Origin of the sequence: Hoeflea sp. AS60 (assembly GCF_038900115.1) — a bacterium.
Classification (GTDB): Bacteria; Pseudomonadota; Alphaproteobacteria; order Rhizobiales; family Rhizobiaceae; genus Hoeflea.
In genome coordinates, this window is sequence record NZ_JBBMQP010000001.1 from 426,489 (window position 1) to 452,770 (window position 26,282).

The window sequence follows — 26,282 nt, forward strand, 5'->3', positions numbered from 1 at the left end:
GACGTCTCCATCCCGGCCATTTAGGTTCAAAATCCGGGCAAGCTGAAATCGATGCACCCGGCAGCATCCTAAAATCAGTCAGGCGGGACAAATGGGCAACCAGATCAAGAGTGTCGGCATTATCGGCGCAGGCCAGATGGGCGGCGGCATCGCACATGTCTGCGCCATGGCAGGTTACAATGTCACCGTTCACGATGTCTCTGCGGACACACTTCAAGAGATGCTCGCCACCATCAGCGGCAATCTGGCTCGACAGGTTTCTTCTGGCAAAACCACGGAAGCCGAACGTGAAGCTGCACTGGCGCGGATTCACTTCGCACCGGATATGAGCGGGCTCGCAACGATGGATCTGGTCGTCGAAGCCGCAACTGAAGACGAGACCGTCAAACGCAAGATTTATCAGCAGCTCTGCCCGCTGCTCAATCCAGAGGCAATTCTTGCCACCAACACTTCATCCCTGTCGATCACTCGCCTCGCCTCGGCGACGGACCGGCCGGAGCGCTTTATCGGCATTCATTTCATGAACCCGGTACCGGTGATGAAACTGGTGGAACTGGTGCGCGGTATCGCCACCGAGGACCTGACGTTCAAGGCAGCACGGGGCTTTATCGAGTCACTCGACAAGACCATCACCGTGACCGAGGATTTTCCGGCGTTTATCGTCAACCGCATCCTGTTGCCGATGATCAATGAGGCAATTTATACGCTTTACGAAGGCGTTGGCACCGTTGACGCGATCGACACCGCCATGAAGCTTGGCGCCAACCACCCGATGGGCCCATTGCAGCTGGCTGACTTCATCGGCCTCGACACCTGCCTGTCGATCATGCAGGTGCTGCATGATGGCCTCGCCGATTCCAAGTACCGCCCTTGCCCGCTGCTGGTCAAATATGTTGAAGCCGGCTGGCTCGGACGCAAGTCCGGCCGCGGATTTTATGACTATCGCGGCGAGACGCCGGTTCCCACCCGCTAGAGTATCCAATGAAAGCCAATGCCCTCCGCCGCGGGATGAACCTGTGGCCGCCATTGCTGTTTTCCGGCATCCGGATCCGCAACATCAGTGACGATTTCCGTGCGGTTGACGTCGAACTGAGGGAGCGGTTTTACAACAGGAACTATGTCGGCTGTCATTTCGGTGGCTCACTGTTCGCCATGACCGATCCGTTCTGGATGATGATGGTGATGCGCAATCTCGATCGCAGCTACACCGTCTGGGACAAATCTTCCGCGATCGACTTCCTGCGTCCCGGTCGCGGCACTGTTTCAGCCCAGTTTCGTCTTACCGATGAAGCCCTCGATGATATTCGCGCCAACACGGAAACTGAAGGTACGCGATATCTCAAGACCTTCTCGATTGATGTTATGAATGAAGACGCAGAGGCTGTCGCGCGGGTCACCAAGACCCTGCACATCCGCCGGAAACCTGACAACCGAAGCCGTATCGGCGGCTGACCTGCACCAGCCTGACTTGCAAGATCTCAGCAATCATTGCTAAATCATTTATATAAAACATATTGAATATATAATATTTAATTGCTATGTATTGCTCATGAAGGCCGCTGGAAACCCAGCGCCGCGGGCAAGACCCGATCAGAAACGAAGGAAATGAAAATGGCGCTTGATCGTGTAATTTTGGCATTCGCGGGATTCATGATTCTCGTATCAGTGGCCCTCGGCGTTTATGTATCGCCTTATTGGTTCTTCCTGACAGTCTTTGTCGGCCTCAACCTGATCCAGTCATCGTTCACTGGTTTTTGCCCGGCGGCCATCATCTTCAAGAAGTTTGGCGTCAAGCCCGGTTGCGCGTTCAACTGACGCCTGCAACACTCGAGACTTATCGCTTGGGCGTGGACGGATTTTTCCGCCCGCGCCCTGTTTTCAGACCCCCTTCAGGGCTCCGACCAAGGCCTTTGCATCCTTGCTGGCCCATTCCGCCGGACCGTTCATTGCGCCCAGCATGCAGCCATCCTTGCCGACCATCAGTGTCACCGGCAGTCCGAAGGCCAGGCCTTCTTTCTTCAGCGTGTTGAACACACCCATGGATGCATCGCGGTAAAGCCCGAGATTGGCCACACCGATCTCGTCAAGAAATGCCTTCGGTTTCGCCGCATCGCCAGTGTCGATATTGATTGTCAGCACCTTGAACTCATCGTCACCCAGTTCAGACTGAAGTTCCGCCAGAGCCGGCATTTCCTCACGGCAAGGCGCACACCATGTCGCCCAGAGATTGACCAGCATGGCCTGGCCGGCAAAGTCGGCCAGTGTCAGCGCATCGCCTTGCTCGGAGACAAAACTCAGGTCAGGAAGTGCCACCGGTTCTTCCCTGACAGCCATCGCAGCCACCTCGCCTTTGGCCAGTGGCTTCAGCTTTGCAAGCATCTCCGGGTCCACCATGCAGGCTGCACCATCAGCAGATGCGAGACTTTCCGTAGCTGGTGCATTGCCAGACGGCGATGCTTTCCAGTATATCCCGGCAGCCCCGACAACGGCGCCCAAGGCAATTGCGATTGCAACCGTGGCTCCGATGGAAAGGCTTTTGCGCGATTGGCTCATGACAAACTCCAAGGCAGGCTCATGTCGACAGATAAGGACAAACAGGCGTCAAACCAGATGTGGGGTGGCCGATTTGCTTCAGGGCCAGACGCCATCATGGAGGAAATCAACGCCAGTATCGATTTCGACCGCAAGCTCTATGCCCAGGATATCCGCGGTTCCCTCGCACATGCGGCCATGCTTGCCAAGACTGGCATAATTTCGAGCGACGACTGCGACAAGATTACTCACGGATTGAACACGATCCTGTCAGAGATCGAAGCAGGCAGCTTTGTCTTCTCACGCCAGCTTGAAGACATCCACATGAACATCGAGTCCCGACTTGCAGAACTGATCGGACCGACAGCCGGACGGCTGCACACAGCCCGTTCGCGCAACGACCAGGTCGCGCTCGATTTCCGCCTCTGGGTCAAGGAAGAGCTGGGCCGAACCGAAGCAGCGCTCACACGGCTGATTGCTGCGTTTCTCGACAAGGCCGAACAGCACGCCGATACGGTCATGCCGGGCTTCACCCACCTGCAGTCGGCGCAGCCCGTCACTTTCGGCCATCACTGCATGGCCTATGTCGAGATGTTCGGCCGCGACCGCCAACGCGTGCGCCACGCCATCGAGCACATGGACGAAAGCCCGATCGGCGCGGCGGCCCTTGCCGGCACCGGCTTTCCGATCGACCGCGAGATGACGGCAAAGGCTCTGGGCTTCCGTGAACCCACCCGCAATTCGATCGATACGGTTTCCGACCGCGATTTCGCGCTGGAATTCCTCTCGCTGGCTTCGATCTGCGCCGTCCACCTGTCACGGCTAGCCGAGGAAATTGTCATCTGGTCGACGCCGCAGTTCGGATTTGTCCGCCTTTCCGACGCCTTCTCCACCGGCTCGTCGATCATGCCGCAAAAGAAAAACCCTGATGCAGCTGAGCTGGTGCGCGCCAAGACCGGTCGCATCAACGGCTCGCTGATTGCCCTTCTGATCATCATGAAGGGGCTTCCGCTGGCCTATTCGAAGGATATGCAGGAAGACAAGGAACAGGTCTTTGACGCTGCCGAAAGCCTTGAGCTGTCGATTGCCGCGATGACCGGCATGATGAGCGATATGGAAATTCGCGCGGATCAGATGCGCAAGGCTGCCGGATCGGGCTATTCGACGGCGACTGATCTCGCCGACTGGCTGGTGCGCGAGGCAGGTTTGCCCTTCCGCGATGCACATCACGCTACAGGTCGCGCTGTCGCAATGGCGGAAGAAAAGCGCTGCGAACTGGCAGAGCTGTCGCTCGCTGACCTTCAAACCATCAATCCGGCAATCACCCAAGGCATCTTTGACGTCTTGACGGTGGATGCGTCTGTCGCCAGCCGCCAGAGCTTTGGCGGCACGGCACCTTCGCAGGTCCGCAAGCAGATTGCCTGGTGGCGCGCGCGCAACTAGATTTTGACGCCTGATGCGCGCGGACAAACCGGGTGCACTTTGCGCTAAAAACTTGTATGCCAAAAACCCGTATGTAAGCCCCCGCGCATTGGAAACTGCGCAGGCCAGTTTGAGGAAAAGCCAATGACGAGCGGCCCGTGGATCAAAACCATATGCGCAGTGGCCCTGCTGAGCGCGATCCTGACCGGATGCGGCCGCAGGGGAGCCCTCGAACGTCCCGGCGTCACAGTCGCCCCCGCAGCCACGGCTGAAGAGGCGTCGACTCCGGCAGCAAAAGAACGGCATTTCATCCTCGACGGTCTTCTCGAATAGGCACACCCAGTGAACCACTTTGAATATCGCGATGGCATTCTGCACGCCGAAGGCGTCAGCCTGCCTGACATCGCAGCCCAGGTCGGCACCCCGTTCTATTGCTACTCGACCGCAACCTTGACCCGACACTACAAGGTGTTTGCGGGCGCGTTCGCAGACATCGATTCAATGGTCTGTTACGCGATGAAAGCCAATTCCAATCAGGCTGTGCTCAAGACGCTGGCGCAACTGGGGTCAGGCGTTGATGTGGTCTCCGAAGGCGAACTCCGCCGCGCGCTGGCTGCGGGTATCCCCTCCTCCAGGATCATGTTTTCCGGTGTCGGCAAGACCGTGCGCGAAATGGACGCTGCCCTTGCCGCCGATATCTCCTGTTTCAACATTGAATCCGAGCCCGAACTCGAAGTGCTCAATGCCCGCGCACTTGCCATGGGCAAGGTCGCGCCGATTTCCTTCCGCATCAATCCCGATGTCGACGCCAAGACCCACGCCAAGATCTCGACCGGCAAGAAGGAAGACAAGTTCGGCATTTCCTGGCAGCGAGCTCAGGCGGTCTATGCCCATGCGGCAACCCTTGAAGGTGTCCGGGTGACCGGTATCGACATGCATATCGGCAGCCAGATCACCGAACTGCAGCCCTTTGACGACGCCCTGAAGCTGATGGTCGAGCTGATTGGCGTTTTGCGCGCAGAGGGCCACACGATCGATCATTTCGATGTTGGCGGCGGCCTTGGCGTACCCTATCGCGACGACAACGCCACGCCACCAGATCCGGACGCCTACGGCGAGATGGTCAAGGCGCGGCTGCGCGGTCTTGACTGCAAGGTGATTCTCGAGCCCGGTCGCCTGATTGTCGCCAATGCGGGTGTTCTGGTGTCGGAAGTCGTCTATATCAAGGATGGCGGCGACAAGACCTTCGTCATCGTCGATGCCGCCATGAACGATCTGATCCGGCCGACCCTCTACGAAGCCTGGCACGAGATCCGGCCTGTAAAGTTGTCGGCCGCAAGCGCACCTCGAATTCGTGCGGATATTGTCGGCCCTGTCTGCGAAAGCGGCGATTACCTTGCCAAGGACCGCGAAATGTCGGCGCTCAAGGCCGGAGATCTGATCGCTGTCGGTTCAGCGGGCGCCTATGGGGCGGTTCAGGCTGGAACCTACAACACACGGCTTCTGGTGCCGGAAGTGCTGGTCAATGGAGATCAGTTCCATGTCGTGCGACCACGCCCTTCCTATGACGACATTATCGGTCTGGATTCACTTCCCGATTGGCTCGATTGAGCGTTCAGCTTTGCCTTAGCGGCATCTCAAGCCGAAGATATTTTCCCTGAGGGCGGCAATCCGCCTTCACTTTCTTGGCACAGGCCTCGCCTTGGCCGCAAAGACTGCTATCTTCAGTGTTGAAGCTGAAGGAAAATGAGATGGCAGGCAAAGCCGACGGCAGACAAACGCACTCAGAAAGCCGAAATCCAGAAGCCCGGGACAACGACACTCGTCGCTCGGTCGCCTTTGGGCGGCTGCGCATGCGGCTCAATTTGTCACTTGGTCGCATTCTCACCTTGTCAGCCCCGCTTCTGGCGGTTGTCGCGCTGTATTTCAGTTTTTCGTGGTTTGGAATTTTCCGGATCGTTCCCGATTGGCTTCGTCTCGTCACTCTTGTCCTGTTCGGCCTCGGATTTCTCGCCTCGCTATGGCCCCTGATCCGTTTCACCTCGCCCAGCCGCACGGAAATCGACGAGCGGCTCGAAGCCCAGAACCAGATCGCCAATCAGGCAATTGCGACCCAGGACGACAAGCTTGAGGCTGCAGATCCGTTTGCCCGCGCGCTCTGGCAAGAACATCGCCGCCGGATGGCCGAGAAGATCGGGACACTCGAGACCGGCATTCCGCGGTCGAGCCTGCCGCAGCGCGATCCATGGGGCATCCGTGTCGCAGTCGCTCTGCTGCTGTTCGTGGCGTTTGGCTATTCCTTCTCCGGAAACGCCGGCAAACCGTCAGATGCCTTCGTCAGCCATGTTGACAACCAAGTGCCCGATGTCCGCATCGACGCCTGGATCACACCACCCTCCTACGTCAATCAGGCGCCGGTCTTCCTCACCGGCGTAATGCGTCCCGATGGCGAGCCTGTGAGTGCCATTGAGGGCAGCGAGATCACCATTCGCGTCGGCGGAAGCGCCACCGATGCCGAAGTGCTGTGGGGCGCCGACGCAAATTCCCTCAACCCGGTCGAACAGTCGGACGCTGCGTCAACGAACCCGGCAACTCCATCCGGTGCAGCAACCTGGACAGTCAAACCGGATGCCGATGGTGAATTAAAGATCAGCGCAGGCAGATCTCAAACCGTCTTCGCCATCCGCCTGATCCCCGACGAAGAGCCTGTTGCAACCTTCGTAGAAACGCCGCGCCGCGCTGCCAATGGCGCACTGGAACTCGACTACACGCTTTCTGACGATCACGGAATTGCGACCGCAGAGGCAGAAATTGTCGCTGGATCCGAGCCTGCGACCGACGCCAGACCGCTGTTTGATCCGCCAAAATACCGGCTGACACTTCCCCGACGCTCATCGACTGACAACCGTGCCACCGCCAGCCATGATCTGACGGAACACCCGCTGGCCGGACAAAAAGTGCGCATTACTCTGGTGGCGACCGACGGCGCGGGTCAGGAAGGCCGCAGCGAAACACTCGAGACCGTGCTTCCGGGACGGCGCTTCTCCGAGCCATTGGCCGCTGCCGTCGTCGAGCAGCGCGGTGTGCTTGCGCTCGATGCCAACAATCTGCAGCGAGTATTCGATCTGCATGACGCGCTGACCATCGCGCCGGATGAAACAATCCCCAATCTCACCCATTACCTGCTGCTGCAATCAATCCGCGGCAGGCTCGAGAATGCCCGTTCGGATGAAGATCTGCGCGAAGCCATCGACTACATGTGGAGCGTTGCCCTGCAGATGGAGGACGGCAATCTCTCACTGGCCGAGCGCCGGTTGCGCGATGCCCAGAATGCGCTCGCAGAAGCACTGGAGAATGGTGCCACGGATGAAGAGATCGCCCAGTTGATGGACGAGCTGCGCGAGGCCATGCAGGAGTATCTGCGCGAAATGGCCCGCCAGAACCCCAATAACCAGAATGGCGAAAACCAGCAGGCCATGCCCGAAAACATGCTGCGCCAGCGCGACCTCGACAACATGCTTGACCAGATCGAGAACCTTGCCCGCTCCGGCGCCCGGGATCAGGCCCAGCAGATGCTGCAGGAATTGCAGCGCATGATGAACAACCTGCAGGCCGGCCGTCAGCAACAACAGCAACAGCAGGGCGGCCCGATGCGCCAGCAGATGGACAAGCTCGGCGAATTGATGCGCCAGCAGCAACAGCTCATGGATGAGACCATGCGCGCCGATCGGAACCGTCAGAGCCAGTCCGGCGAAGGTCGTGACCGGCAGCAGCAGGGTCAGCAACAACCCGGCCAAGGTCAGGACCAGGGGCAGCAGGGACAGGGCGAGCAGTCGCTAGAAGACATGCTCGGAGCGTTGGGCCGCAGCCAGCAGCAACTGCGAGACGCACTTGGGCAGTTGCAGAGCGATCTCGAAGGTCTTGGTATCCAGCCGTCGGAGGGATTTGGCGAGGCCGGAGAAGCCATGGGCGATGCCGCCGGAAATCTGGAGGGCGGAGAAACAGGTCAGGCGCTTGGAGACCAGGGCCGGGCATTGCAGGCGCTCAGGCAGGGCGCCGAGGACATGATGAACCAGATGATGCAGGCAATGGGCCAGCAACAGGGCGAGTCCGAAGGCGAAGGACCTGACCGCAATGGCAACCGCTCGGCTGATGATCGCGATCCGCTCGGCCGACCGCGCGCGACCACCGGGCCGGATTTCGGCAGCCGGGTAAAGGTTCCCGACGAGATTGATATCCAGCGCGCCCGCGAAATCCTTGATGCCATTCGCAAGCGTCTTGGAGACCAGTTTTCCCCGGACGTGGAGAAACGCTACCTGGAGCGATTGCTCGATCTGCAATAGGCCGGCTAACTAAGCTCAGGCAGCCTGTTTTGTGAGCGCGTCAGCGACTGCCTGGCGGATGTCTGGCAGAGAAAACGGCTTGGGGACAACATCGACCACGATCCGCATCAGCGGCTCGGCCCGTTCGCGCTGCTCGGCATAGCCGGTCATCAGCAGGATCGGCATGCCGGGGCTGTGTTCGGCCGTGGCGGTTGCCAGCGCAATGCCATCCATCACCGGCATCCGGATATCGGACAGGAGCAGATCGAAGCTGCTTTCCATCAGATGGTCCAGCGCCTCGGCACCGTCACCAGCTTCGACGATCTCATGCCCGTCCATAACCAGGGCCCTGGCTACAAAGCGTCTGAGAGAGTCTTCGTCTTCGGCGATGAGAATTCTGGCCATGTCTTTTGTTCCCCTCGTGGTCGTGGGAACCTAGAACGCAAAACTTGCCGCAAAGTGAACGTCCGAACCATTCTTCAGACCCGGGCACTCGAACGGCGGTTCCATTCCGTTAAATCACGCGTCGCCCTTGACCACGCCAACAAATGGCAACTCGCGAAAAGCATAAGCCACGTCCATGCCATAGCCAACGACAAAGTAATCCGGACACTCGAAGCCCACATAGTCGGCATCGAGACTGCCTTCGCGACGCGATCGCTTGTCCAGCAAGACTGCAATATCAACATTGCTGGCGCCACGTTCATACATCAGGTCGCGCGCAAACCTGAGCGTCCGGCCAGATTCGAGAATGTCATCGATCAGCAGCACGTCGCGTCCGCGCACATCGCTGTCGATATCCTTGATGATCTTGACGCCCTGGCTCTCGGTTCCGCGACCGTAGCTCGACAGGGTAATGAACTCGACCTCAGGCGCCAGCCCGGCATCATGCAATGCCCGGATAAGGTCGGCGGCAAAAATGAACGACCCCTTGAGGATCGAGATGACCAGAAGATCATTCTTCGGACTGGTCGCAATCTCTGCTGCCATGGTGCGATTGCGGGCCGCAATCATGTCCGGTGTAAACAAGGGTTCGATGATTTTTCCGCGCACAACCGGCATTCGCGCTCTCCCGGACGTTTGGCCAATAATTCCAGCCCACTCCTAGAGGTCTTCGCCATCAATTGAAAGCAATTTGATCCTACATTGTATCTAGGAGGACTCCATTCCATTGCCCGGAACTGTGCGGTCCGGAGCAGCAACCATGAAGCAAAGGCAATTCCGTTTGAAACTGGCCGCCTCTAGTTTCCCGCGGGGCGGATCATCAGGATCGATCCGGCGCGTTCGATACGGGCCGGACGCGGCATGGGGGCTGAGAAGCCGGTGCCAGAGGCCGGGGCCTTCTTGACCGGAATGGAAGACGTGACAACCGGGTCAGGTGGCAACACGGTCCGGGTCGTGATCGAAATCGCCGGCGCACTTGCCCTTGCAGTTGGCTGTTGGCTTCCCGAAGAGAGGACCAAGGCATGGCCCGCTCCCATCCAGAACACGGCAAACGCCGCCGCCGCACAAACCAGGAGTACAAGCACCGACACCGGTGACATCAATGAGCTGGCTGCGTGTGCATGTCCGCTGCCGCTGAACACACCCAGGCGTTCGCTCGGCGCCATGGTTTTACTGGCAAAATCACGCGGGATGGGACCATCAGCCTCGGGATGCGTGATCCGGGATTTGAAAACTCCGCTGGCAGGACCGGGATGTGGCCGCGTCGAAAACACATCACGCGGCACAGAAACCGATTCAAAACAGGCGTCCTCAACGTCACGTATCCGGGCGGCATGGAGCCTCCGGTTTCGGTCTGGCATCAAAAGATCGCCGCTCGCCGGCTCAATCGCATGTGTCGCACGGTTTGAAACGCCCATGAGGCACCCCTTTTCCACCCCTGTCACGCAGGAGGCATTGAAACATCCCTTACTGATCCGTAAATGGAAATGATTAACGCTTGGCGAACAAGCCGCGTATACCAACCGCTTAGGCAGGTATATTAACTCCGCATTAACCATGCCCGGCGACTGTGCGGCGCGGTCGATGCGCCGAATGACCACCGGGACAGGAAGTGACCGTTGATCCATTTCGAAAATGTCGGTTTGCGTTACGGTATGGGGCCTGAGGTCCTCCGCGACCTCACCTTTGACATCCCCAAGGGATCCTTCCAGTTCCTGACTGGGCCGTCCGGCGCAGGCAAGACCACGCTGATGCGTCTGCTGTTCATGTCGCTCAAACCCACGCGCGGCCTGATTCGCATGTTTGATCGCGATATCTCAGTCATCCCGGGCGAAGAATTGCCGCTGCTGCGACGTCGGATCGGTATTGTCTTCCAGGATTTCCGCCTGCTCGATCACATGACCACCTATGAAAACGTCTCCCTGCCCTTGCGCGTGCGCGGCAAGGACGAGGCGAGCTACCGCTCTGATGTGATCGAACTGTTGAAATGGGTCGGATTGGGCGAGCGCATAAACGTGCTGCCACCGGTGCTGTCGGGAGGCGAGAAACAACGTGTGGCCATCGCCCGCGCCCTGATCGATCAACCCGAGGTTCTGCTTGCTGACGAGCCGACCGGCAATGTCGATCCGCCGATGGCAAAGCGCCTGCTCAACCTGTTCACTGAGCTCAATCGGCTTGGCACGGCTGTCGTCATCGCAACTCACGACCTCACCCTGATGGATCGGGTCAATGCGCGCAGGATGATCCTGACAGAAGGACGGCTCGACATTCATGACTGAGCCCGCCGCCAGAACCAGCGACAACCAGAAACGGGAGCGCCTGGTCACCTTGCGCCCAATGGCGCCGATTGTACCGCCGGTCAATGTATCTGGCCACGCACTGATGGTGGTCATCGCCATCATGTCGTTTCTCTGCGCCATGACGCTCGGCGCGGTGACCATGGTGCAGGAGAAGGCCGAAACCTGGCAGGGTGATGTGTCTCGCGAGATCACCATCCAGGTCAAACCCGACGATGGCCTCGATATGGAAGCCGCGCTCACCGAGGTGAGAAATATCGTCCTTGCGTTCCCCGGCACTCTCACTGCCGATATTGTCGACCGCGCCTCCACCGCACGCCTGCTCGAGCCATGGCTCGGCGAAGGCTTCGATATGGATGAACTTCCCGTACCTCGCCTGGTCATCGTCACCATAGACGAGACCGCACCACCGGATTTTGCAGCCATTCGGCAAAACCTTGCAGACAACGTGCCTGCTGCAGCACTGGATGATCATCGCGCCTGGGCCGACCGGTTGATCTCTATGGCCCGGATCACGGTTCTGATCGGAGTCGGCATCCTGACACTGATGTTTGCCACAACCATGCTGACTGTCATTTTCGCCACCCGTGGCGCGATGGCTGGCAACCGACATATCGTCGAGGTGCTGCATTTCGTCGGTGCCGAAACCAGTTTCATCGCATCCGAATTTCAAAAGCGGTTCTTGTTGATAGGCCTGAAGGGCGCAGCCTTTGGCGGGGGCGTTGCCGCTCTCGGGTTTCTGCTGCTTGGCGCCTGGCAATCAAATTCGATGGCTACAGCCCTCAATGATCAGGTAACCGCCTTGTTTGGCCGCTTCACCCTCAGCAGTGCCGGCTATTTCGGCATCGTCGGAATCGTCGTGCTGATATCAGCGATGACGGCGGTTACAACACGCCTGACCGTCACGCGCACGATCCGTGAAATTGATCGCGAGCGTGCTGATCCGTCGTTGGCGGAAATAGGTTAAATTGCCCGGTTTTTGCCGCAAATCCGACTGGCCCTTGCCGGAATCTCGGGGTATTCATGTTTTATGAGCGTGGATACCGCACACCCTGATCCGGCGACGTCCGGAGCCGCCAAGACCGATGCGATCCATCGTCTCCGACGGGTGGGTCACCATGGTCTGCGCCTGCTTACCATCGCCTCAATCATCGGTATCGCCCTGATTGCAATGGGTTTTTTTAAATTCACTGACACTATCGCTGAATTGAGAGCCACCGAGACAACCGATGACGTCGATGGCATTGTGGCGCTGACCGGAGGGTACCAGCGAATCGATCAGGCACTGGCGCTTTTGGAGAAAGGGGTCGGCGAACGTTTGCTGATCTCGGGGGTCAACCCTTCCACCAGTGGCGCTGCGCTGCGTCGAGCCACGGGCACGAAACTGGCCACCTTCGCCTGCTGTGTCGACATTGGCTACGAAGCGCTCGACACCATCGGCAATGCCAACGAAACCGCCAGCTGGATCCGCCAGCGCGGATACAGCCGCGTTCTGGTGGTCACCAACAATTACCACATGCCACGCAGCCTGCTTGAGCTTTCCCAGGCGAGCCCCGACGTGACCTTCCTGGCTTACCCGGTCACCCATGCGGATCTGAAAACCGAGACATGGCTTGCCGATCCGGTGGCGTTGCGGACCCTGTTCGTGGAATACACCAAGTATTCGCTCGCCAGATTGCGCTACTGGAGCGGCACCAAGACCGCGAGCGGCTTGCGGGCGGATGCCGGCGGCAAGTCACCGATGACGGCCATCGTTCACTGATTTTTCCGATGCAACAGGTTTTCGGTTGCCCATCGATGGTGTAACCCGGACGGTAGATTCTGCCCCAGGTGCTGGCAGAGCCCTACGCAAACCCGAGTTCCTCGATGATTGTCTTTCGGTCCATCCTTTTCAACACGGCGTTCTACATCAACCTGATCGTTCGCATGATCGTGTTTTCGCCCTATTACTTCCTGGCCGAGCGCAAGGCGGCATGGAGCGTTCCAAAGAACTGGGTTCGGGCCAACCACTGGCTTCAGGCGAAGATCGCCGGAACGACATTCGAGATTGAAGGCCTTGAGAACATCCCCGAGGGCGGCTACATCTTTGCCCCGAAACATCAGTCGTTCTGGGATGCCTACGCATTGCTGCCATGGCTTGATGACCCGTTCTACATCCTGAAGCGAGAACTGATGTGGATCCCGCTTTTTGGCCAGTACATATCGAAGATGGACATGATTCCGGTCAACCGCGGCGCTCGCGGCAAGGTAATGGCCGAAGTGCTTGAACGCACAAAACAGCAGATAAACAACGGACGCCAGCTCATCATTTATCCGGAAGGCACACGCCGCCCGGCCGGCGCACCGCCGGATTACAAATACGGCATTGCCCGGCTTTACCGGGACCTTCAGGTTCCCGTGGTTCCGGTGGTCATGCATCCCGGCCTGTTCTGGCCACGACGCAAGTTCCTGCGCTATCCGGGGCATTTCAAGGTCCAGATCCTGCCACCGATCGCGCCCGGCCTGCATCCGGATGCCTTCATGGACAAACTGGTCGAGGTCATGGAAACCGCCAGCGACAAGCTGCTTGTCGAGACCATCGAAGCAAATCCGCAGATACCGCTGCGCGAAGACGCGCGGCGCAGGCTGACGGAACTTGGGGCGCTAGCCTCTGATCCCAGGCTTCATTGACTGGCGAGGTCGTTCTGCGGCCGCAGTCGATGAACCACCGCCTCAAGATGATGGTCGCGAATATTCAGTGTCCTGAGATGATCGACCGTGTTGATCACATAGTCTTCGTTGGGTCCTGACTGGCCAACAGCACCCGAGACCTGGGAAAGCGCATCCTCGATCGACAGGGCTCCGGCATACTGCGTATGCGCCCGGTCAACGACATAGGTGAGTGCCCGGACGTCCGCCCCATTGTCCAGCCGCACCCTGCGGGTGGTCTCGAGATACACATTCGTCACCAGTTCCCTTTCGCGCAGATAGTCCGTGACCACATCCCGGTCTTCCTGTCTGACCCTGAATGCAACGCCATGGCAGGAACCGCCACGATCAAGTCCGAGCACCAGTCCTGGCCGCTCTGGCGTGCCGCGATGAACAAAGGAACGCACACACAGTGCCCGATGATAGCCAAACAGCTGCGCCTGACGGGTTTCCTCATGCTCAAAACCTGGCCGCCACATCAGCGATCCGTAGCCAAACACCCAAAAATCGTCCATATCCCGGTCCATGTTGTCGAGCGTAAGTCGCTGTAACAATTCATATCAAGCATCACTGCCCTGCCCGCCCTTATTGCAGCCCATGCCCGGAGAACGCAATGCCATCATCCGCCAACGCCTCGTCTTCGATATCGCGAAAATTTGTCTGGCTGGCGGGCGCGATTGTCGCCGGGGTCCTGCTCTGGACAACCGGGTGGTACTTCTTCGCTACAAAAATCGAGGATCACCTGCCCGCCACGCTGACCGAACTCGCAGGCCCAGGCGCCAGCGCGGAGTGCACCAACGCCGAAGTCCGCGGATACCCATTCCGGGTTGGCCTGTTTTGCGACAATCTGTCTTATACAAACAGTGTGGAAGGAATCAGCGCTGCTGCCGGTGCATTCCGCTCGGCCGCACAGGTCTACAGCCCGCAACATGCGGTCGCAGAGATAGACGGGCCACTTGTGGTTGATGCTACTGGTCTGGTGTTGCGTGCAGACTGGCAACTTATGCAAGCCAGCATTCAGGCTGTTTCCGACGGGCTTGATCGCGGATCAATCGATGCAAGAACCGCCAGCATCAACATCGATGGGGCGGGACTGACGCAGCGCCTTTCCTTGCAGGCCGACCGGATAACGGCCCATGCGCGGCGAAACGGCACGGATCTCGATATCGCAGCCTACGGCGAAAATCTGAAGAACGGCCTCATAGCCGGGTTGAGCACCAAAGCCTTTGCGTTCGAGGCAACCCTGTCCGGTCAATCGGGCCTCCTGCAAATGCCCTTCACCCCGCTCCACGGACCTTTCGATGCAGTGCTGCACCGCGTGGCTATCGAGTTCGACGAAGCCTCATCGCTCGAATTGGCGGGCCCAGTTCAGGTCAGTGCCGACGGCCAGATATCAGGCAATCTTGAACTCACCATCAGCAATTTGCAGCAGTTCTCGCGACTCGCCTCGGATTTCAATCCGGATATTGCCGGGTTGCTCAGCCGGTTCGGCCCGATGATTGCCGCCCTTGACACAAAGCCGGGCGACGATGCCACAACCCTGCCACTAACGATCAGAAACAATCAGGTGTCACTGGGTTTCATCCCGCTTGGCAAACTGCCGTCATTCTGAGATCTACTCAGCAGCACCCGGCGCGTCAGATTTGGTGGCGTTGCGGCCGAAGTTGGGTACATCGGTGTCCTGTCCGGCCTCGACAATGGAGCGGCGAATACCACGCGTTCGGGTAAACAATTCGAACAGCTTGTCGCCGTCACCCCAGCGAATCGCCCGCTGCAGCGAGGAGAGATCCTCTGAAAACCGCGCCAGCATTTCCAGGATCGCGTCCTTGTTGTGCAGGCAGACATCGCGCCACATCACCGGATCGGAAGCGGCCAGGCGCGTAAAATCTCGGAAACCGGACGCGGAGTACTTGATCACCTCTGACTGCGTCACTGCTTCCAGATCATCGGCGGTGCCGACAATGTTATAGGCGATGATGTGCGGAAGGTGCGAAACGATCGCAAGCACCATGTCATGGTGATCCGGATCCATCTGCTCGACCGTCGATCCGCATGCTTCCCAGAATTGCGCCAGCCGTGCGATTGCTTGGGTATCAACACCCGCGGTCGGCGTCAAAATGCACCAGCGGCCTTCGAACAATTCGGCAAAACCCGCTTCCGGTCCGCTTTGTTCGGTGCCCGCAATCGGGTGACCCGCTATGAAATGAACCGTCTCCGGCATGTGGGGCTGCATCTGCCGGACCACTGACGCCTTGGTCGAGCCAACATCAGTAACGATTGCACCTGGTTTCAGATGCAGTCCTATTTCCCGCGCCACCGCCTCCGATGCACCAACCGGAACCGAGACAATCACCAGGTCGGCATTGGCAACAGCTTCCGCGTTGGAGCTGCAATAGCTGTCACCCAGACCAAGCCCGCGTGCCGTCTCAAGCGTCGCTGCACTTCGGGTGGCGACAACGACATGACCGGCCAGTCCCTTGGCACGGATCACGCGCGCAAGGGAGGAACCGATAAGGCCGATGCCGATCAGGGCGATAGTCTCGAATTGCGGTTTGGTCATTTCACTCAGGCCATAAAACTCTTCAGCGCATCGATGACGCCGAGATTGGCCTCCTCGCTACCGATTGTCATTCTCAACGCATCCGGCAGGCCGTAGCCGGCCACACGGCGCAAGACAAAGCCTCGCGCTCCCAGATACTCATCCGCCTCCACCGCGGTCTTGCCCGGTGTATTCGGGAAATGAATCAGCACGAAATTGCCGACCGACGGCGTCACCGACAACCCCAATGCCTCTACGGCCTCAACGACACGGCCAAGCCATGCTTCATTGTGCTCGACTGCGCGGTCTATATGCGCCCGGTCGCCGATCGCGGCAGCACCCGCGGTAATGGCCAGAGCGTTGACATTGAAAGGTCCGCGCACACGGTTGCAGGCGTCGATGATCGCTTCATGCGCATACATCCAGCCAATCCGAAGACCGGCAAGCCCGTGGATCTTCGAAAAAGTCCGCGTCATCACCACATTGGCGTTGGCCGAAACAAGCTCGATACCCGCTTCATAATCATTGCGCCGGACATATTCGGCATAGGCCGCATCCAGCACCAGGATCACGTTGGCAGGCAATCCGGCATGCAGCCTCCGAACCTCGCTGACCGGAATATAGGTGCCGGTCGGGTTGTTTGGATTGGCAAGGAAAACGAGCTTTGTCCGCTCGGTAACGGCTGCAAGAATGTTGTCGACATTGGCAGTCAGATCGGTGTCGAGAACCGACACCGGCGTGGCGCCTGCAGCCATGATCTGGATTTTGTAGACCAGAAACCCGTGCTGCGTGAAAAGTCCCTCATCACCGGGAGCAAGGTAGGTCTGGCACAACAGGCCGAGCAACTCGTCCGATCCATTGCCGCACATGATATTGCCGGGATTGAGGCCGTAGGTCCGGCTGATCGCATCGCGCAGCACATGCGCCGAGCCGTCAGGGTAAAGCGCCAGATCCGCATTTTTCGCCGCGATCGCTTCGGCAACCTTCGGGCTCGGGCCCAATGGCGATTCATTCGATGACAGCTTGTAGACCTTGGCTGCCCCGTGGGCGGTCTCACGCCCTGGCACATAGGCCGCGATTTCCATAACGCCCGGTTTCGGACGAGGCATGTCGGTGCTGCTCATGAAGAAGTTTCCTTGCAAACGAAAAACCAAGGCTGAAGGGGCCGAAATAGCCTCTCGCAGCGATCTTGTCGAGAGCGAAGATCAGTCAGACCGAAGCCTTGTGCGGTTTGGCGTGGCGGGGCGAGGTGCGGGAGGTTTGTGGCGATAGTACCGGGACAAACACCCGCCGCGATGCGCGTGCTGCCACCGGCAAGCCCTGATAGAGCCGCTTTTGCGCCTCAACGATGATCACCCCGGAGAAAACCGGCCACAACTGCCGTCCGATCCGCTCGAAAACCCGCTGCATGCGCAAGATCACTCCGCGTTTGGAGGGCGGAAAAAACAGCGCCTCGGCGAACGCCCCCGGCGTGAAGTTGCTGTCCCGCAAGATACTCACCAGCTGGCCACGCGAATAGGGCCGGCCTGCGCCAAATGGCGTATGTTCGAACCGCGCCCATACGCCACGCCGGTTCGGTGCGACAATCACCAGCCGCCCACCCGGCGCCAGCACACGCCATAGCTCCTTGAGCGTCTCACGGGGGTTCTCGGCAAATTCCAGCGAATGCACCATCAGGATCCGGTCGACAGACGCATCAGGCAAAGGCAGCTCTTCATCGAAAACCAGCGCCGTGGCGGAAGGCCCGCCAGCCGGCCAGTTTACTGCGCCCTGTCCCGCAGGCATGAATGCGAACGTTCGTTCCGTGTCGGGACGAAACCGGTCGAGATAGGGCGTCGCGTAGCCCAGCCCCATCAACCTCTCTCCCGGCAGATTTGCCCAGATCGAAGACAACGCCATGGCCACCGAATGCTCGGCAACCATGCCAAGCCGGGAATGATAGAACTGTCGCAAGTCAACGATATCGGCATGCATGACGGTGGGCCTGGTTGGATCGAACGGGTCTCGAGACCAACACTACACCTGCGGCCTCAAACGAACACCAGCATAAAATCAACATTTACCAGTGTCATACTAATTCCTGACGTTAACCGTAGCAATTCACGGCCTGCAAAGGTGACGGAGCAAGCACTGATGGCTATGCTCGCAAAATTGATTCAAAACGCGCGGTAGGAAAAGCCATGACAAGCCTCATGATCGAGCAATTCACCTGCAGGCAGGACAACTTCGGCGTCATCCTGCGTGATCCTTTGACCAGCGAAACCGCAAGCATCGATGCACCGGACGGATCAAGAATTGCTGCGCGCCTGGATCAGGATGGGTGGAAACTTACGCACCTGTTCATAACCCATCACCACCCCGACCATGTCGAAGGCATCCCGGCCCTTGCACAATCCTATTCGCCAAAGGTCATCGGGCCGGAAGCCGAGGCATCAAAGATCTCCGGACTGACGCAAACGGTCAGTGATGGCGACACATTCGAATTCGCGGGCAGAACCGTGAAGGTCATTTCGACGCCCGGCCACACCTCAGGCCATATCTGTTTCTACATCCCCGATGAGGGGTTGCTTTTCGCCGGCGATACGATGTTCGCGCTCGGCTGCGGTAGGCTTTTTGAAGGATCGCCCGAAGACATGTACGGCTCGCTTTCCCGGCTGGGCGAGCTTCCAGATGAGACGCGCGTCTATTGCGGTCACGAATATACCCAGTCGAACGCGCGGTTTGCGATGTCCGTCGATCCCGACAACGTGACACTCGCCAAACGCATGGAGGACATCAACGATCTCCGCTCGAAAAGACTGCCAACATTGCCGACCACGATAGGGTTCGAAAAGCGAACAAATCCGTTCATGCGAACAGGCGATCCTGCCATCCGCAAACAGCTCGGCATGGAAAAAGCCAGCGATGTCGAGGTTTTCACTGAATTGCGCCGGCGCAAGGACAGTTTCTGACCATGAATGCACAGCTCACCGCCCGCGAAATCATTGATCTTCTCGAAATGAAAGAGCATCCGGAAGGCGGCTGGTATCGCGAGACTTTCCGCGACACGGCAGGCGGCGACCGCGGCAATTCAACCGCCATCTACTATCTGCTTGAAGGCGGCGACTGCTCTCACTGGCATCGCGTCACCGATGCGGTGGAGATCTGGCACTGGCATGGTGGCGGACCGTTGGCGCTCACTCTCTCGTCTGACGGATGCAATGCCCAGTCCTACCGGCTCGGTATGAACCTGGCGTCAGGCGAGCGGCCGCAGATTGTTGTGCCCGCCAATTGCTGGCAATCGGCCGCCTCGCTTGGGGCGTGGACACTTGTGGGCTGCACGGTTGCACCGGGCTTTGAATTCTCAAGCTTTGAAATGGCTCCGCCCGACTGGCGTCCCTCGCCATTCGAAGGCGCACCTATCAAGCCAGAAGGCCAAGCGTGATCAACATCTGTCCTGCATAATACAGCACCCAGACAGCCGGGCTCGCCAACCGACGCAGCGAACTGGTCTCGGACATGAGAAACTTCTCCGATCCCAGAATGGCATCGGACGCCATGAACAGCACAGCACCGATCAGCGCCAGCCCGCCGAGCGTCACGCCGCCAAGCCCCATGCCGGCGATTGCCAGAACATAGGCCGCTACCGGCAGCGCCAAGGCGCCCGCGTTGCGGACCATCACAATTCCCATTCCAACAGCAAACACCATTACAGCTAGGAGGCCCGGCGGCGGTGCGGCGGCAAGCCCCGGACCGGAGGAGACGAACAGCACCGCATAGACAATATGGGCCACGAGAAAACTGCCCAGTCCGCCCAGAAACGCGGAATCGCCTTCGTGGGCCAGGAAAGCATCTCCAACCGCCGAAAGAGCCAGCGCAATCACCAGCAGCATAGGGCCGCCCAGATCCAGCGCCAGCCCAGCAATGGCACCCACGGCAACCGTCTTGGCGATCGTCCGCACCAGGGATGTGTGCTGATGAAGCATGAAAAGGTAGAGCACGAAACCCAGCCCGGAAATCGTCAGTAGCCCGGCTCCAATGGTGTCCAGAGTGGCGAACAACCCGCTCACGCAGACAGCTTCGCTCTATCTCTATCCGCCGCCTTGCCTCTGAGGAGATCCTTTGCCGCCAGAAAAGCCCCTCCGGTAATCAGCAGGCAGGCAACGGCAATCGTGATGCTCGCCTTGCCATGACCGAACAGGATAAGGATCAGCGTCGAGAGCAGGGGCGCCGCGTAACTCGCCACGCCAAGAACCTGGATGTCGCCCTTCTTGACCCCGTAATCCCAGGCGTAGAATGCCAGTCCTACAGGTCCGAGACCAAGGCCAATGACCGCGAGCCATTGACCAGAAGTCTCCGGCCAGACAGTGGTCTCAAGAAAGACATGGCAGACCGCTGAAAGCACTGCCGAGATGACGCAGAACCCGGCGATGACATCGGTTGGCGTCGCCCCAAATCGCCTCGACATCAGCGAATAGCCCGACCAGGTCAGCGCGCAAAGCCCAGCGGCCCCGTATCCGATGAGACTGCCGCCGCCGAAACCGCCTTCAGCGCCCCGCATCAGGATCAGCGCTGTTCCGGCCAGCCCCATCACCGCGCCGGTGACATGGTGCCAGCCGAGCCGCTCACCCGGCAGCAACGCAGACCCGACAACAATCAGCAATGGCCAGAGATAGGCAATCAGCCCGGCCTCAACGGCAGGCGCGTTTCTGAGCGCAGTAAAGTAGAGAAAATGATAGCCGAACAGGCCAAACAGCCCGAGCGCCCATACTTTTGCCGGTTGCCGGAAAGCCCGGAAACGCTTCGGATCCCGAACCATCGCGGTCAGACCGATCAGTGATCCAATGAGGAAGCAGATCGCCGAAAGCTGAAAAGGCGGCATCGTGCCCGATGCGGCAGTCAGCACCGCCAGCGCCGACCACATCACAACGGCGGAGAAGCCGATGAGTGTTGGGATGTTTCGCAATTTCCGCCCCGCTTGCCGGGCACTAGGATGGCCCGGCAATACCTATCGAACAAACGTATGAATGATGTCGGCTTAACCGCGAATCCTCGTGGCGGCAACAATCACCTTGCCAATCTTCGTCGGCACCTTGGCGTAAACCGGTCCATACAGCCCCACGCTCTCATACTTGGCAAACCAGACTTCCATGCCCTTGAGCCCTTCAAGGTACTTGATGCTGGACGAATTTTTCCGATAGCCGGAATTTGGCTCGAACCGAACCGTGCAGACAATCGCATCGCCCTTGAAGCCCTTGGTGCTGTAGGGGCGCACGCTTTTTGGCGTCAGATGCAGGGTGGCGCGGGATTCGCCATCAAAGATCGGCAGACTGCGCGGACAAACAGCAGAACCGGCAGGAAAGACCATGCCTGAGAGCGGATCAAGCACTGCGCGCAGATGGCCTTCGAGCAACGGCACCCAATCGTCAGGCTTTGTCTTGGTCTCCGGCTCAACGGTCGTTGAGCGAACGTTGCCGTTGGCGAAGGTGATGGCTGTCCGGTGCGCCTTCTTGCCGCTCGTGTAACTGACAAGGAAGTCCGACGCCAAAAGCTTGTCCGCGGCCACGGTTCCCGAGACGCTGGCATTTCCGCGGGTCTTGGAAAACAGATCCGAGAAAGCCGACGACCGCATATCGCCCGATATCTTGAAGGACTTGCCATCCACTTCGGTGACGAAATTGGCTGATGCCACGGGAAAGCCAACCAGCGAAACCCGATAGTCGGTTTGGACCTGAACCGGTTCTGCTGTCGCTTGCTGGGTTGCACCCAGCGCCATGACCACTGTCAGACCTGAAAGAACCTTGTTAAAACGTGTCATAGGGTTTCCTTTCCCAAGATCTCATCGACCGCGTTTATCCATTCCTGACGATGAACCCAGGCTGAACATGGTAGCATTTCCATCCCACAGTCACTATAAACGACTTTGTTGCGGCTTTGAGGGCTCGATCACCGGTTTCAGATCAATGGCGACTTGACGCGGCTGGCTGGTCTGACTATAGACACGCGACTTCCGATAAAGGCCTGCGGTCCTTTGGGTGAGCCTAACATCTGGCTCGGCCCGTCCGCTGGCGAAGAGATAATAGGTGCAAAATGTCACGCAGCTGTGAATTGACCGGCAAGGCTGTACAGTCCGGAAACAATGTCAGCCACGCCAACAACCGGACTCGTCGCCGGTTCCTGCCGAACCTGTGCAACGTCACGCTGATCTCCGATGCACTCGGCCAGCGTTACCGTTTGCGCATTTCAGCAAATGCTTTGCGCACGGTTGAGCATCGCGGCGGCCTCGACGCATTCCTGGCGAAAGCCAAGGACGGCGACCTTTCGATGCGCGCACGTCTGCTCAAGCGTCAGATCGCCAAGAAAGTCGAAGAAAAAGCTGCTGCCTGAACAAGGCTGAAAGCTTATCGAATGTGATGGCGGGCCTTGAGCCCGCTTTCATCGTTTTCCACTGGTGGCATCAACCCAGGATAAAAAAATGCGAATGATCTCCTCTGTATTGCCGTTCATGGCCCTGATGGCTGCTGTCGTCGTGGCGTCCAACTTCCTGGTTCAGTTCCCGGTAGATTACGCTATTGGCGCGCTCAATCTTGCCGATCTCTTGACCTGGGGCGCGTTCACCTATCCGGTGGCATTCCTCATCACCGATCTTGCCAACCGCCGCTTTGGCGCAGCAACCGCCCGTCTGGTGGTGTTCTGCGGCTTCGTGATAGCTGTCGCCTTGTCGGTATGGCTTGCCACGCCACGCATCGCTGTGGCCTCGGGATCAGCCTTTCTGCTGGCGCAGCTTCTTGATGTCTCGATCTTCGACCGGTTACGCAACAGGATCTGGTGGCTGCCGCCGCTGGTCTCGACCATCATTGGCTCCGGTCTCGACACCGTGATCTTTTTCGGCCTGGCATTCTCTCAAGCCGCCAACATCATCGGGCCTGGCGACGCCTTTGCCAGCGAAGCCGCTCCTTTGCTAGGCGTCTTCGCCATGGAAGCGCCGCGCTGGATGTCCTGGGCGCTGGGTGATCTTGGCGTCAAGCTGATCGTCGGATTGTCGATGCTTCTGCCCTATGGCGTCCTGATGCCGGTTCTGGCGCCTCAGAACCGCGCCTGATACTGTCGGCTCCCGAACCGGGAACGCAGCTGACTACTTGTTGTCGCCGAGGTAGCGGAACTCCAGAACCAGGTTCCGCTGCAGAATTGAATGGTTGTCGTCAGACACCAGCGTGACAAAAGTCTGGCCCGCCTCATCGGTGCTCACGTCAAGGCCTTCCATATTGTCGATCTGGTCGCCGAAATCGGCCTCCAGCAGAACCGGCCCGTCTACCAGGTTTCCTGGCACCAGACGGCTTCCCTCAATCCGGCGAATACGCATGCCGATGCCTTCGGCGATCGAGAATCGACGCTCGAGCAGAAGCAGGTCGCCATTGGGCAGGAAGTCGCCATCCGTGACATCGTAAGGCGCATGCCGCTTGACGAAGAACACACCTTTCGACGGCCCGGTCAGCACGGCGGCATAGATATCACCATTGGTGTTCAGGCTTTTCTCAGAGACAACAACCACCTCTCCCGCCAGCGGCGAAGCGTCCGGGGCGACCATGATCGCCTCCAGACCGCGATTGTTGCGAAGCTCGTTGAGCGGAATCTGCAACGGCAGGGAACCCAGCGGCCTTGAGTTGCCGGGAGCGTTGGCGGGATAGATATCCACCCGGCTCTGGCGCTCGAAACTGACAAGTACCTCGTCACCGCGCAATGCCAGGCCTTCCGCGTCGACCCGCCATTTCTGGTCTGAGGATTCACCGTCCTTGTCCAGAATGGGAGAGACTGAAAAATCGGTTATTCCCGTCGGCACGCCATCGGGATCACGTTCGAGGCGGCCGGCATACCAGAAGCCGGTATCCATCACGCCAAGAAACCGATGCCTGTCTGCGGACAATCGAATGGCCGACATCGCTCCCAGCGCCGCACTGGAAGAGCTGAGCTCAAGTCCGCCGACGAATTCGAAATCGCCAAACCGGGTCTGATCGGATCCAACCTTGAAAGTTGAGATCAGCCGCGATCGGATCTGCAGCATCTCATCGTCAGCGCGAAGCGGGAGAACAGTGGAGGCCGTCAAGACGGCAACAGCGCTGGCCAGCATCGACAGCCGCGCCATGGTGCGGAGTCTGATCACGCCCGCTTACGTCCACGGCGGGATTGCCGGTCGCTGGCTTCATCAGCAAACAGCGCGGCCAGTTGCTCGGTCATTGCACCGGCAAGTTCCTCGGCATCAACGATGGTTACGGCCCGGCGGTAGTAGCGGGTCACATCATGCCCGATGCCGATCGCAAGAAGTTCAACCGGTGACCGGGTTTCGATTTCCTCGATGACCGCACGCAGGTGCCGCTCGAGATAATTGCCGGGATTGACCGAAAGCGTTGAATCATCAACCGGTGCACCATCGGAAATCATCATCAGGATTTTCCGCTGTTCCGGCCGACGCGCCAACCGGGAATGCGCCCACATCAGCGCTTCGCCGTCGATGTTTTCCTTGAGCAAGCCTTCACGCATCATCAGGCCGAGATTGCGTCGGGCGCGGCGCCACGGTGCATCGGCAGACTTGTAGACGATATGGCGCAGATCATTGAGTCGACCCGGCGTTGCCGGCTTGCCACCGGTCAGCCATTTCTCGCGGCTCTGGCCGCCCTTCCACGCCTTAGTGGTAAAGCCCAGCAGTTCAACCTTGACGCCGCACCGTTCCAACGTGCGCGCCAGAATGTCGGCGCAGGTCGCAGCTACTGTAATCGGGCGACCGCGCATCGAGCCGGAATTGTCGATCAGCAAGGTCACAACGGTGTCGCGGAAATTGGTGTCGCGCTCCATCTTGAATGACAGCGGCTGCATCGGATCGATGATCATGCGGGTCAGCCGCGCGCTGTCGAGATAGCCTTCCTCGAGATCGAAATCCCAGGCCCGGTTCTGCTGCGCCATCAGACGGCGCTGAAGCCGGTTGGCAAGCCGCCCGACAACGCCCTGCAAATGCGCCAGTTGCTTGTCGAGAAACGCGCGCAAGCGTTCCAGTTCAGCCTCGTCGCAGAGCTCTTCCGCTGAAATTTCCTCGTCGAACTCGGTGCTGAAAACCTTGTAGTCGATCTTCTCGTTGAGATCACCGAAAGGGTCGCTGGATTTACGGGTCTCGCCCGGCGTGTCGGCGTCCTCATCGCTGTCGTCGATGGTGTCATCGTCACCGGCTTCGGCGCCATCCATTTCGCCGGAGTCCATCTGCTCTTCGGAGGTTTCGCTTTCCTCGGCCGGGGCGGCATCAGAGCCGGCCTCCTCCTGCGAGGACTGGTCGTTCTCCTCGTCGCTGCGTGGCTGATCCTCGTCCGAGACCTCGTCCTGATCGTCCTGCTCGCTGTCGTCGTCGCCGTAATCCTCGGCCATCTCCATCGCCGAGAGCATTTCGCGCACAACGCGGGCAAAGGTCTGCTGGTCCTCAACCGATCCTTCGAGCGTCTCAAGCACGTCGCCGGCCTTGCCCTCGATGAAATCGCGCCACAACTCGACCACCTGCCCAGCCGCATGCGGTGGCTTGCGGCCGGTCAGCTTCTCGCGCACCATCAGCGCCACCGCTTCTTCAAGCGGCGCATCCTCGCGGTTGACGATACCCTGATAGTTGGCGCGCTGGTATTTGTCCTCGAGCATCGAGGTCAGATTGTCGCCGACCCCGGTCATACGCCGTGCGCCGATCGCCTCTACACGGGCCTGCTCGACCGCATCATAGACCGCACGGGCATCAGGGCCCTGCGGCGCCATGCGCGCATGCACCACATCATCGTGGCAGGCCTTGCGCAGCGCCATGGAATCACCGAGCCCGCGGGTGACGGCAAAATCGTTGCGTGTCGGACGCTTTGGCAGATCAGGCAAACGAGCCCGCTCGCCCGAGATCCCCGGTCGGTCTGTGCCGAACGCAACCTCAAGCTCATGATCGCCTGCAATCGCGCGCACGCAACCAGTCAGTGCCCGCCGGAACGGCTCGGCGTCAACCATTCCAGTTGGTTTGGATCGGGAATTGTCGCCGCGTCCGGCCAT

General features: G+C 59.1%; 29 protein-coding genes. 16 read left to right on the forward strand and 13 right to left on the reverse strand.

From position 1 onward, the window contains the following. The first annotated feature begins 91 nt into the window (after positions 1-91). The 3 genes from WNZ14_RS01955 to WNZ14_RS01965 all read left to right on the forward strand — a co-directional run bounded on the left by WNZ14_RS01955 (position 92) and on the right by WNZ14_RS01965 (position 1,815). Complete coding sequence (locus WNZ14_RS01955; protein WP_342866926.1) at positions 92-973, forward strand: 3-hydroxybutyryl-CoA dehydrogenase; 882 nt, start codon at positions 92-94, stop codon at positions 971-973. A gap of 8 nt (positions 974-981) precedes the next feature. Further along, positions 982-1,452, forward strand: a complete 471-nt coding sequence (locus WNZ14_RS01960) for a DUF4442 domain-containing protein (RefSeq protein ID WP_342866927.1) — start codon at positions 982-984, stop codon at positions 1,450-1,452. A 159-nt stretch (positions 1,453-1,611) separates the two neighbouring features. Further along, positions 1,612-1,815 (forward strand): DUF2892 domain-containing protein, encoded by a 204-nt coding sequence (locus WNZ14_RS01965; protein ID WP_342868482.1) that lies wholly within the window; start codon positions 1,612-1,614, stop codon positions 1,813-1,815. Between the two features lie 63 nt (positions 1,816-1,878). Here the strand turns inward: WNZ14_RS01965 and WNZ14_RS01970 are convergent, their stop codons facing one another. Then, a complete protein-coding gene (locus tag WNZ14_RS01970; RefSeq protein ID WP_342866928.1) occupies positions 1,879-2,553 on the reverse strand; it encodes a TlpA disulfide reductase family protein in 675 nt (224 codons plus the stop codon). Between the two features lie 21 nt (positions 2,554-2,574). On the opposite strand from WNZ14_RS01970, the gene argH reads away from it, so the two are divergent. From argH to WNZ14_RS01990, 4 genes are all read left to right on the forward strand, one after another. After that, complete coding sequence (gene argH / locus WNZ14_RS01975; protein WP_342866929.1) at positions 2,575-3,975, forward strand: argininosuccinate lyase; 1,401 nt, start codon at positions 2,575-2,577, stop codon at positions 3,973-3,975. 123 nt (positions 3,976-4,098) lie between these two features. Next, a complete protein-coding gene (locus WNZ14_RS01980; RefSeq protein ID WP_342866930.1) occupies positions 4,099-4,287 on the forward strand; it encodes a lipoprotein in 189 nt (62 codons plus the stop codon). A gap of 9 nt (positions 4,288-4,296) precedes the next feature. Beyond that, on the forward strand, positions 4,297-5,565 hold the full coding sequence (gene lysA, locus WNZ14_RS01985; protein ID WP_342866931.1) for a diaminopimelate decarboxylase: 1,269 nt from the start codon (positions 4,297-4,299) through the stop codon (positions 5,563-5,565). 140 nt (positions 5,566-5,705) lie between these two features. Beyond that, the gene (locus tag WNZ14_RS01990; RefSeq protein ID WP_342866932.1) at positions 5,706-8,297 is read left to right on the forward strand and encodes a TIGR02302 family protein; all 2,592 of its coding nucleotides are present in this window, start codon (positions 5,706-5,708) and stop codon (positions 8,295-8,297) included. Positions 8,298-8,312: 15 nt separating this feature from the next. Here WNZ14_RS01990 and WNZ14_RS01995 read toward each other — a convergent pair whose 3' ends face one another. From WNZ14_RS01995 to WNZ14_RS02005, 3 genes are all read right to left on the reverse strand, one after another. Further along, entirely contained in the window at positions 8,313-8,681 is a 369-nt protein-coding gene (locus WNZ14_RS01995) for a response regulator (RefSeq protein WP_342866933.1), read from the reverse strand. Between the two features lie 114 nt (positions 8,682-8,795). Continuing rightward, complete coding sequence (gene hpt, locus WNZ14_RS02000) at positions 8,796-9,338, reverse strand: hypoxanthine phosphoribosyltransferase (RefSeq protein WP_342866934.1); 543 nt, start codon at positions 9,336-9,338, stop codon at positions 8,796-8,798. Between the two features lie 179 nt (positions 9,339-9,517). Next, the gene (locus WNZ14_RS02005; RefSeq protein ID WP_342866935.1) at positions 9,518-10,138 is read right to left on the reverse strand and encodes a hypothetical protein; all 621 of its coding nucleotides are present in this window, start codon (positions 10,136-10,138) and stop codon (positions 9,518-9,520) included. Between the two features lie 201 nt (positions 10,139-10,339). On the opposite strand from WNZ14_RS02005, the gene ftsE reads away from it, so the two are divergent. From ftsE to WNZ14_RS02025, 4 genes are all read left to right on the forward strand, one after another. Further along, a complete protein-coding gene (gene ftsE, locus WNZ14_RS02010) occupies positions 10,340-10,999 on the forward strand; it encodes a cell division ATP-binding protein FtsE (RefSeq protein WP_342866936.1) in 660 nt (219 codons plus the stop codon). Further along, the gene (locus WNZ14_RS02015) at positions 10,992-11,984 is read left to right on the forward strand and encodes an ABC transporter permease (protein ID WP_342866937.1); all 993 of its coding nucleotides are present in this window, start codon (positions 10,992-10,994) and stop codon (positions 11,982-11,984) included. The genes ftsE and WNZ14_RS02015 overlap by 8 nt, the downstream gene beginning before the upstream one ends. 63 nt (positions 11,985-12,047) lie before the next feature. Continuing rightward, positions 12,048-12,779, forward strand: a complete 732-nt coding sequence (locus WNZ14_RS02020) for a YdcF family protein (RefSeq protein WP_342866938.1) — start codon at positions 12,048-12,050, stop codon at positions 12,777-12,779. Between the two features lie 104 nt (positions 12,780-12,883). Beyond that, positions 12,884-13,687, forward strand: coding sequence for a 1-acyl-sn-glycerol-3-phosphate acyltransferase (locus WNZ14_RS02025; RefSeq protein WP_342866939.1), 804 nt, complete (start codon positions 12,884-12,886; stop codon positions 13,685-13,687). Here WNZ14_RS02025 and WNZ14_RS02030 read toward each other — a convergent pair. Beyond that, complete coding sequence (locus WNZ14_RS02030; protein WP_342866940.1) at positions 13,681-14,220, reverse strand: gamma-glutamylcyclotransferase; 540 nt, start codon at positions 14,218-14,220, stop codon at positions 13,681-13,683. The genes WNZ14_RS02025 and WNZ14_RS02030 overlap by 7 nt on opposite strands. Before the next feature lie 98 nt (positions 14,221-14,318). Between WNZ14_RS02030 and WNZ14_RS02035 the strand changes: the two genes are divergently transcribed. Then, positions 14,319-15,317, forward strand: coding sequence for a DUF2125 domain-containing protein (locus WNZ14_RS02035; protein ID WP_342866941.1), 999 nt, complete (start codon positions 14,319-14,321; stop codon positions 15,315-15,317). Positions 15,318-15,320: 3 nt separating this feature from the next. On the opposite strand, the gene WNZ14_RS02040 is transcribed toward WNZ14_RS02035, so the two are convergent. From WNZ14_RS02040 to WNZ14_RS02050, 3 genes are all read right to left on the reverse strand, one after another. Continuing rightward, complete coding sequence (locus WNZ14_RS02040; protein ID WP_342866942.1) at positions 15,321-16,265, reverse strand: prephenate/arogenate dehydrogenase family protein; 945 nt, start codon at positions 16,263-16,265, stop codon at positions 15,321-15,323. 5 nt (positions 16,266-16,270) lie between these two features. Continuing rightward, positions 16,271-17,368 carry a histidinol-phosphate transaminase gene (gene hisC / locus WNZ14_RS02045; protein ID WP_342866943.1) on the reverse strand — a complete coding sequence of 366 codons (1,098 nt, stop codon included), beginning with the start codon at positions 17,366-17,368 and terminating at the stop codon, positions 16,271-16,273. Positions 17,369-17,453: 85 nt separating this feature from the next. Beyond that, positions 17,454-18,218: a class I SAM-dependent methyltransferase gene (locus WNZ14_RS02050; protein WP_342866944.1), complete on the reverse strand. Its 765-nt coding sequence runs from the start codon at positions 18,216-18,218 to the stop codon at positions 17,454-17,456. Between the two features lie 206 nt (positions 18,219-18,424). Here WNZ14_RS02050 and gloB point away from each other — a divergent pair, with 206 nt between their 5' ends. Continuing rightward, positions 18,425-19,195 carry a hydroxyacylglutathione hydrolase gene (gloB, locus tag WNZ14_RS02055; protein ID WP_342866945.1) on the forward strand — a complete coding sequence of 257 codons (771 nt, stop codon included), beginning with the start codon at positions 18,425-18,427 and terminating at the stop codon, positions 19,193-19,195. Between the two features lie 2 nt (positions 19,196-19,197). Next, positions 19,198-19,668: a cupin domain-containing protein gene (locus tag WNZ14_RS02060; RefSeq protein ID WP_342866946.1), complete on the forward strand. Its 471-nt coding sequence runs from the start codon at positions 19,198-19,200 to the stop codon at positions 19,666-19,668. On the opposite strand, the gene WNZ14_RS02065 is transcribed toward WNZ14_RS02060, so the two are convergent. From WNZ14_RS02065 to WNZ14_RS02075, 3 genes are all read right to left on the reverse strand, one after another. Beyond that, the gene (locus tag WNZ14_RS02065; RefSeq protein ID WP_342866947.1) at positions 19,646-20,293 is read right to left on the reverse strand and encodes a lysoplasmalogenase; all 648 of its coding nucleotides are present in this window, start codon (positions 20,291-20,293) and stop codon (positions 19,646-19,648) included. The two genes, WNZ14_RS02060 and WNZ14_RS02065, sit on opposite strands and share 23 nt — an antisense overlap. Beyond that, complete coding sequence (locus WNZ14_RS02070) at positions 20,290-21,189, reverse strand: DMT family transporter (protein ID WP_342866948.1); 900 nt, start codon at positions 21,187-21,189, stop codon at positions 20,290-20,292. The genes WNZ14_RS02065 and WNZ14_RS02070 overlap by 4 nt, the downstream gene beginning before the upstream one ends. A gap of 72 nt (positions 21,190-21,261) precedes the next feature. Continuing rightward, a complete protein-coding gene (locus WNZ14_RS02075; RefSeq protein WP_342866949.1) occupies positions 21,262-22,041 on the reverse strand; it encodes a DUF3108 domain-containing protein in 780 nt (259 codons plus the stop codon). 272 nt (positions 22,042-22,313) lie between these two features. Between WNZ14_RS02075 and rpmB the strand changes: the two genes are divergently transcribed. Beyond that, the gene (gene rpmB / locus WNZ14_RS02080; RefSeq protein ID WP_342866950.1) at positions 22,314-22,610 is read left to right on the forward strand and encodes a 50S ribosomal protein L28; all 297 of its coding nucleotides are present in this window, start codon (positions 22,314-22,316) and stop codon (positions 22,608-22,610) included. A gap of 88 nt (positions 22,611-22,698) precedes the next feature. Continuing rightward, a complete protein-coding gene (locus tag WNZ14_RS02085) occupies positions 22,699-23,325 on the forward strand; it encodes a queuosine precursor transporter (protein ID WP_342866951.1) in 627 nt (208 codons plus the stop codon). A gap of 33 nt (positions 23,326-23,358) precedes the next feature. On the opposite strand, the gene WNZ14_RS02090 is transcribed toward WNZ14_RS02085, so the two are convergent. Together WNZ14_RS02090 and cobT are read right to left on the reverse strand one after the other, a co-directional pair. Continuing rightward, positions 23,359-24,384: an esterase-like activity of phytase family protein gene (locus WNZ14_RS02090; protein ID WP_342866952.1), complete on the reverse strand. Its 1,026-nt coding sequence runs from the start codon at positions 24,382-24,384 to the stop codon at positions 23,359-23,361. Continuing rightward, positions 24,381-26,282, reverse strand: coding sequence for a cobaltochelatase subunit CobT (cobT, locus tag WNZ14_RS02095; protein ID WP_342866953.1), 1,902 nt, complete (start codon positions 26,280-26,282; stop codon positions 24,381-24,383). The genes WNZ14_RS02090 and cobT overlap by 4 nt, the downstream gene beginning before the upstream one ends.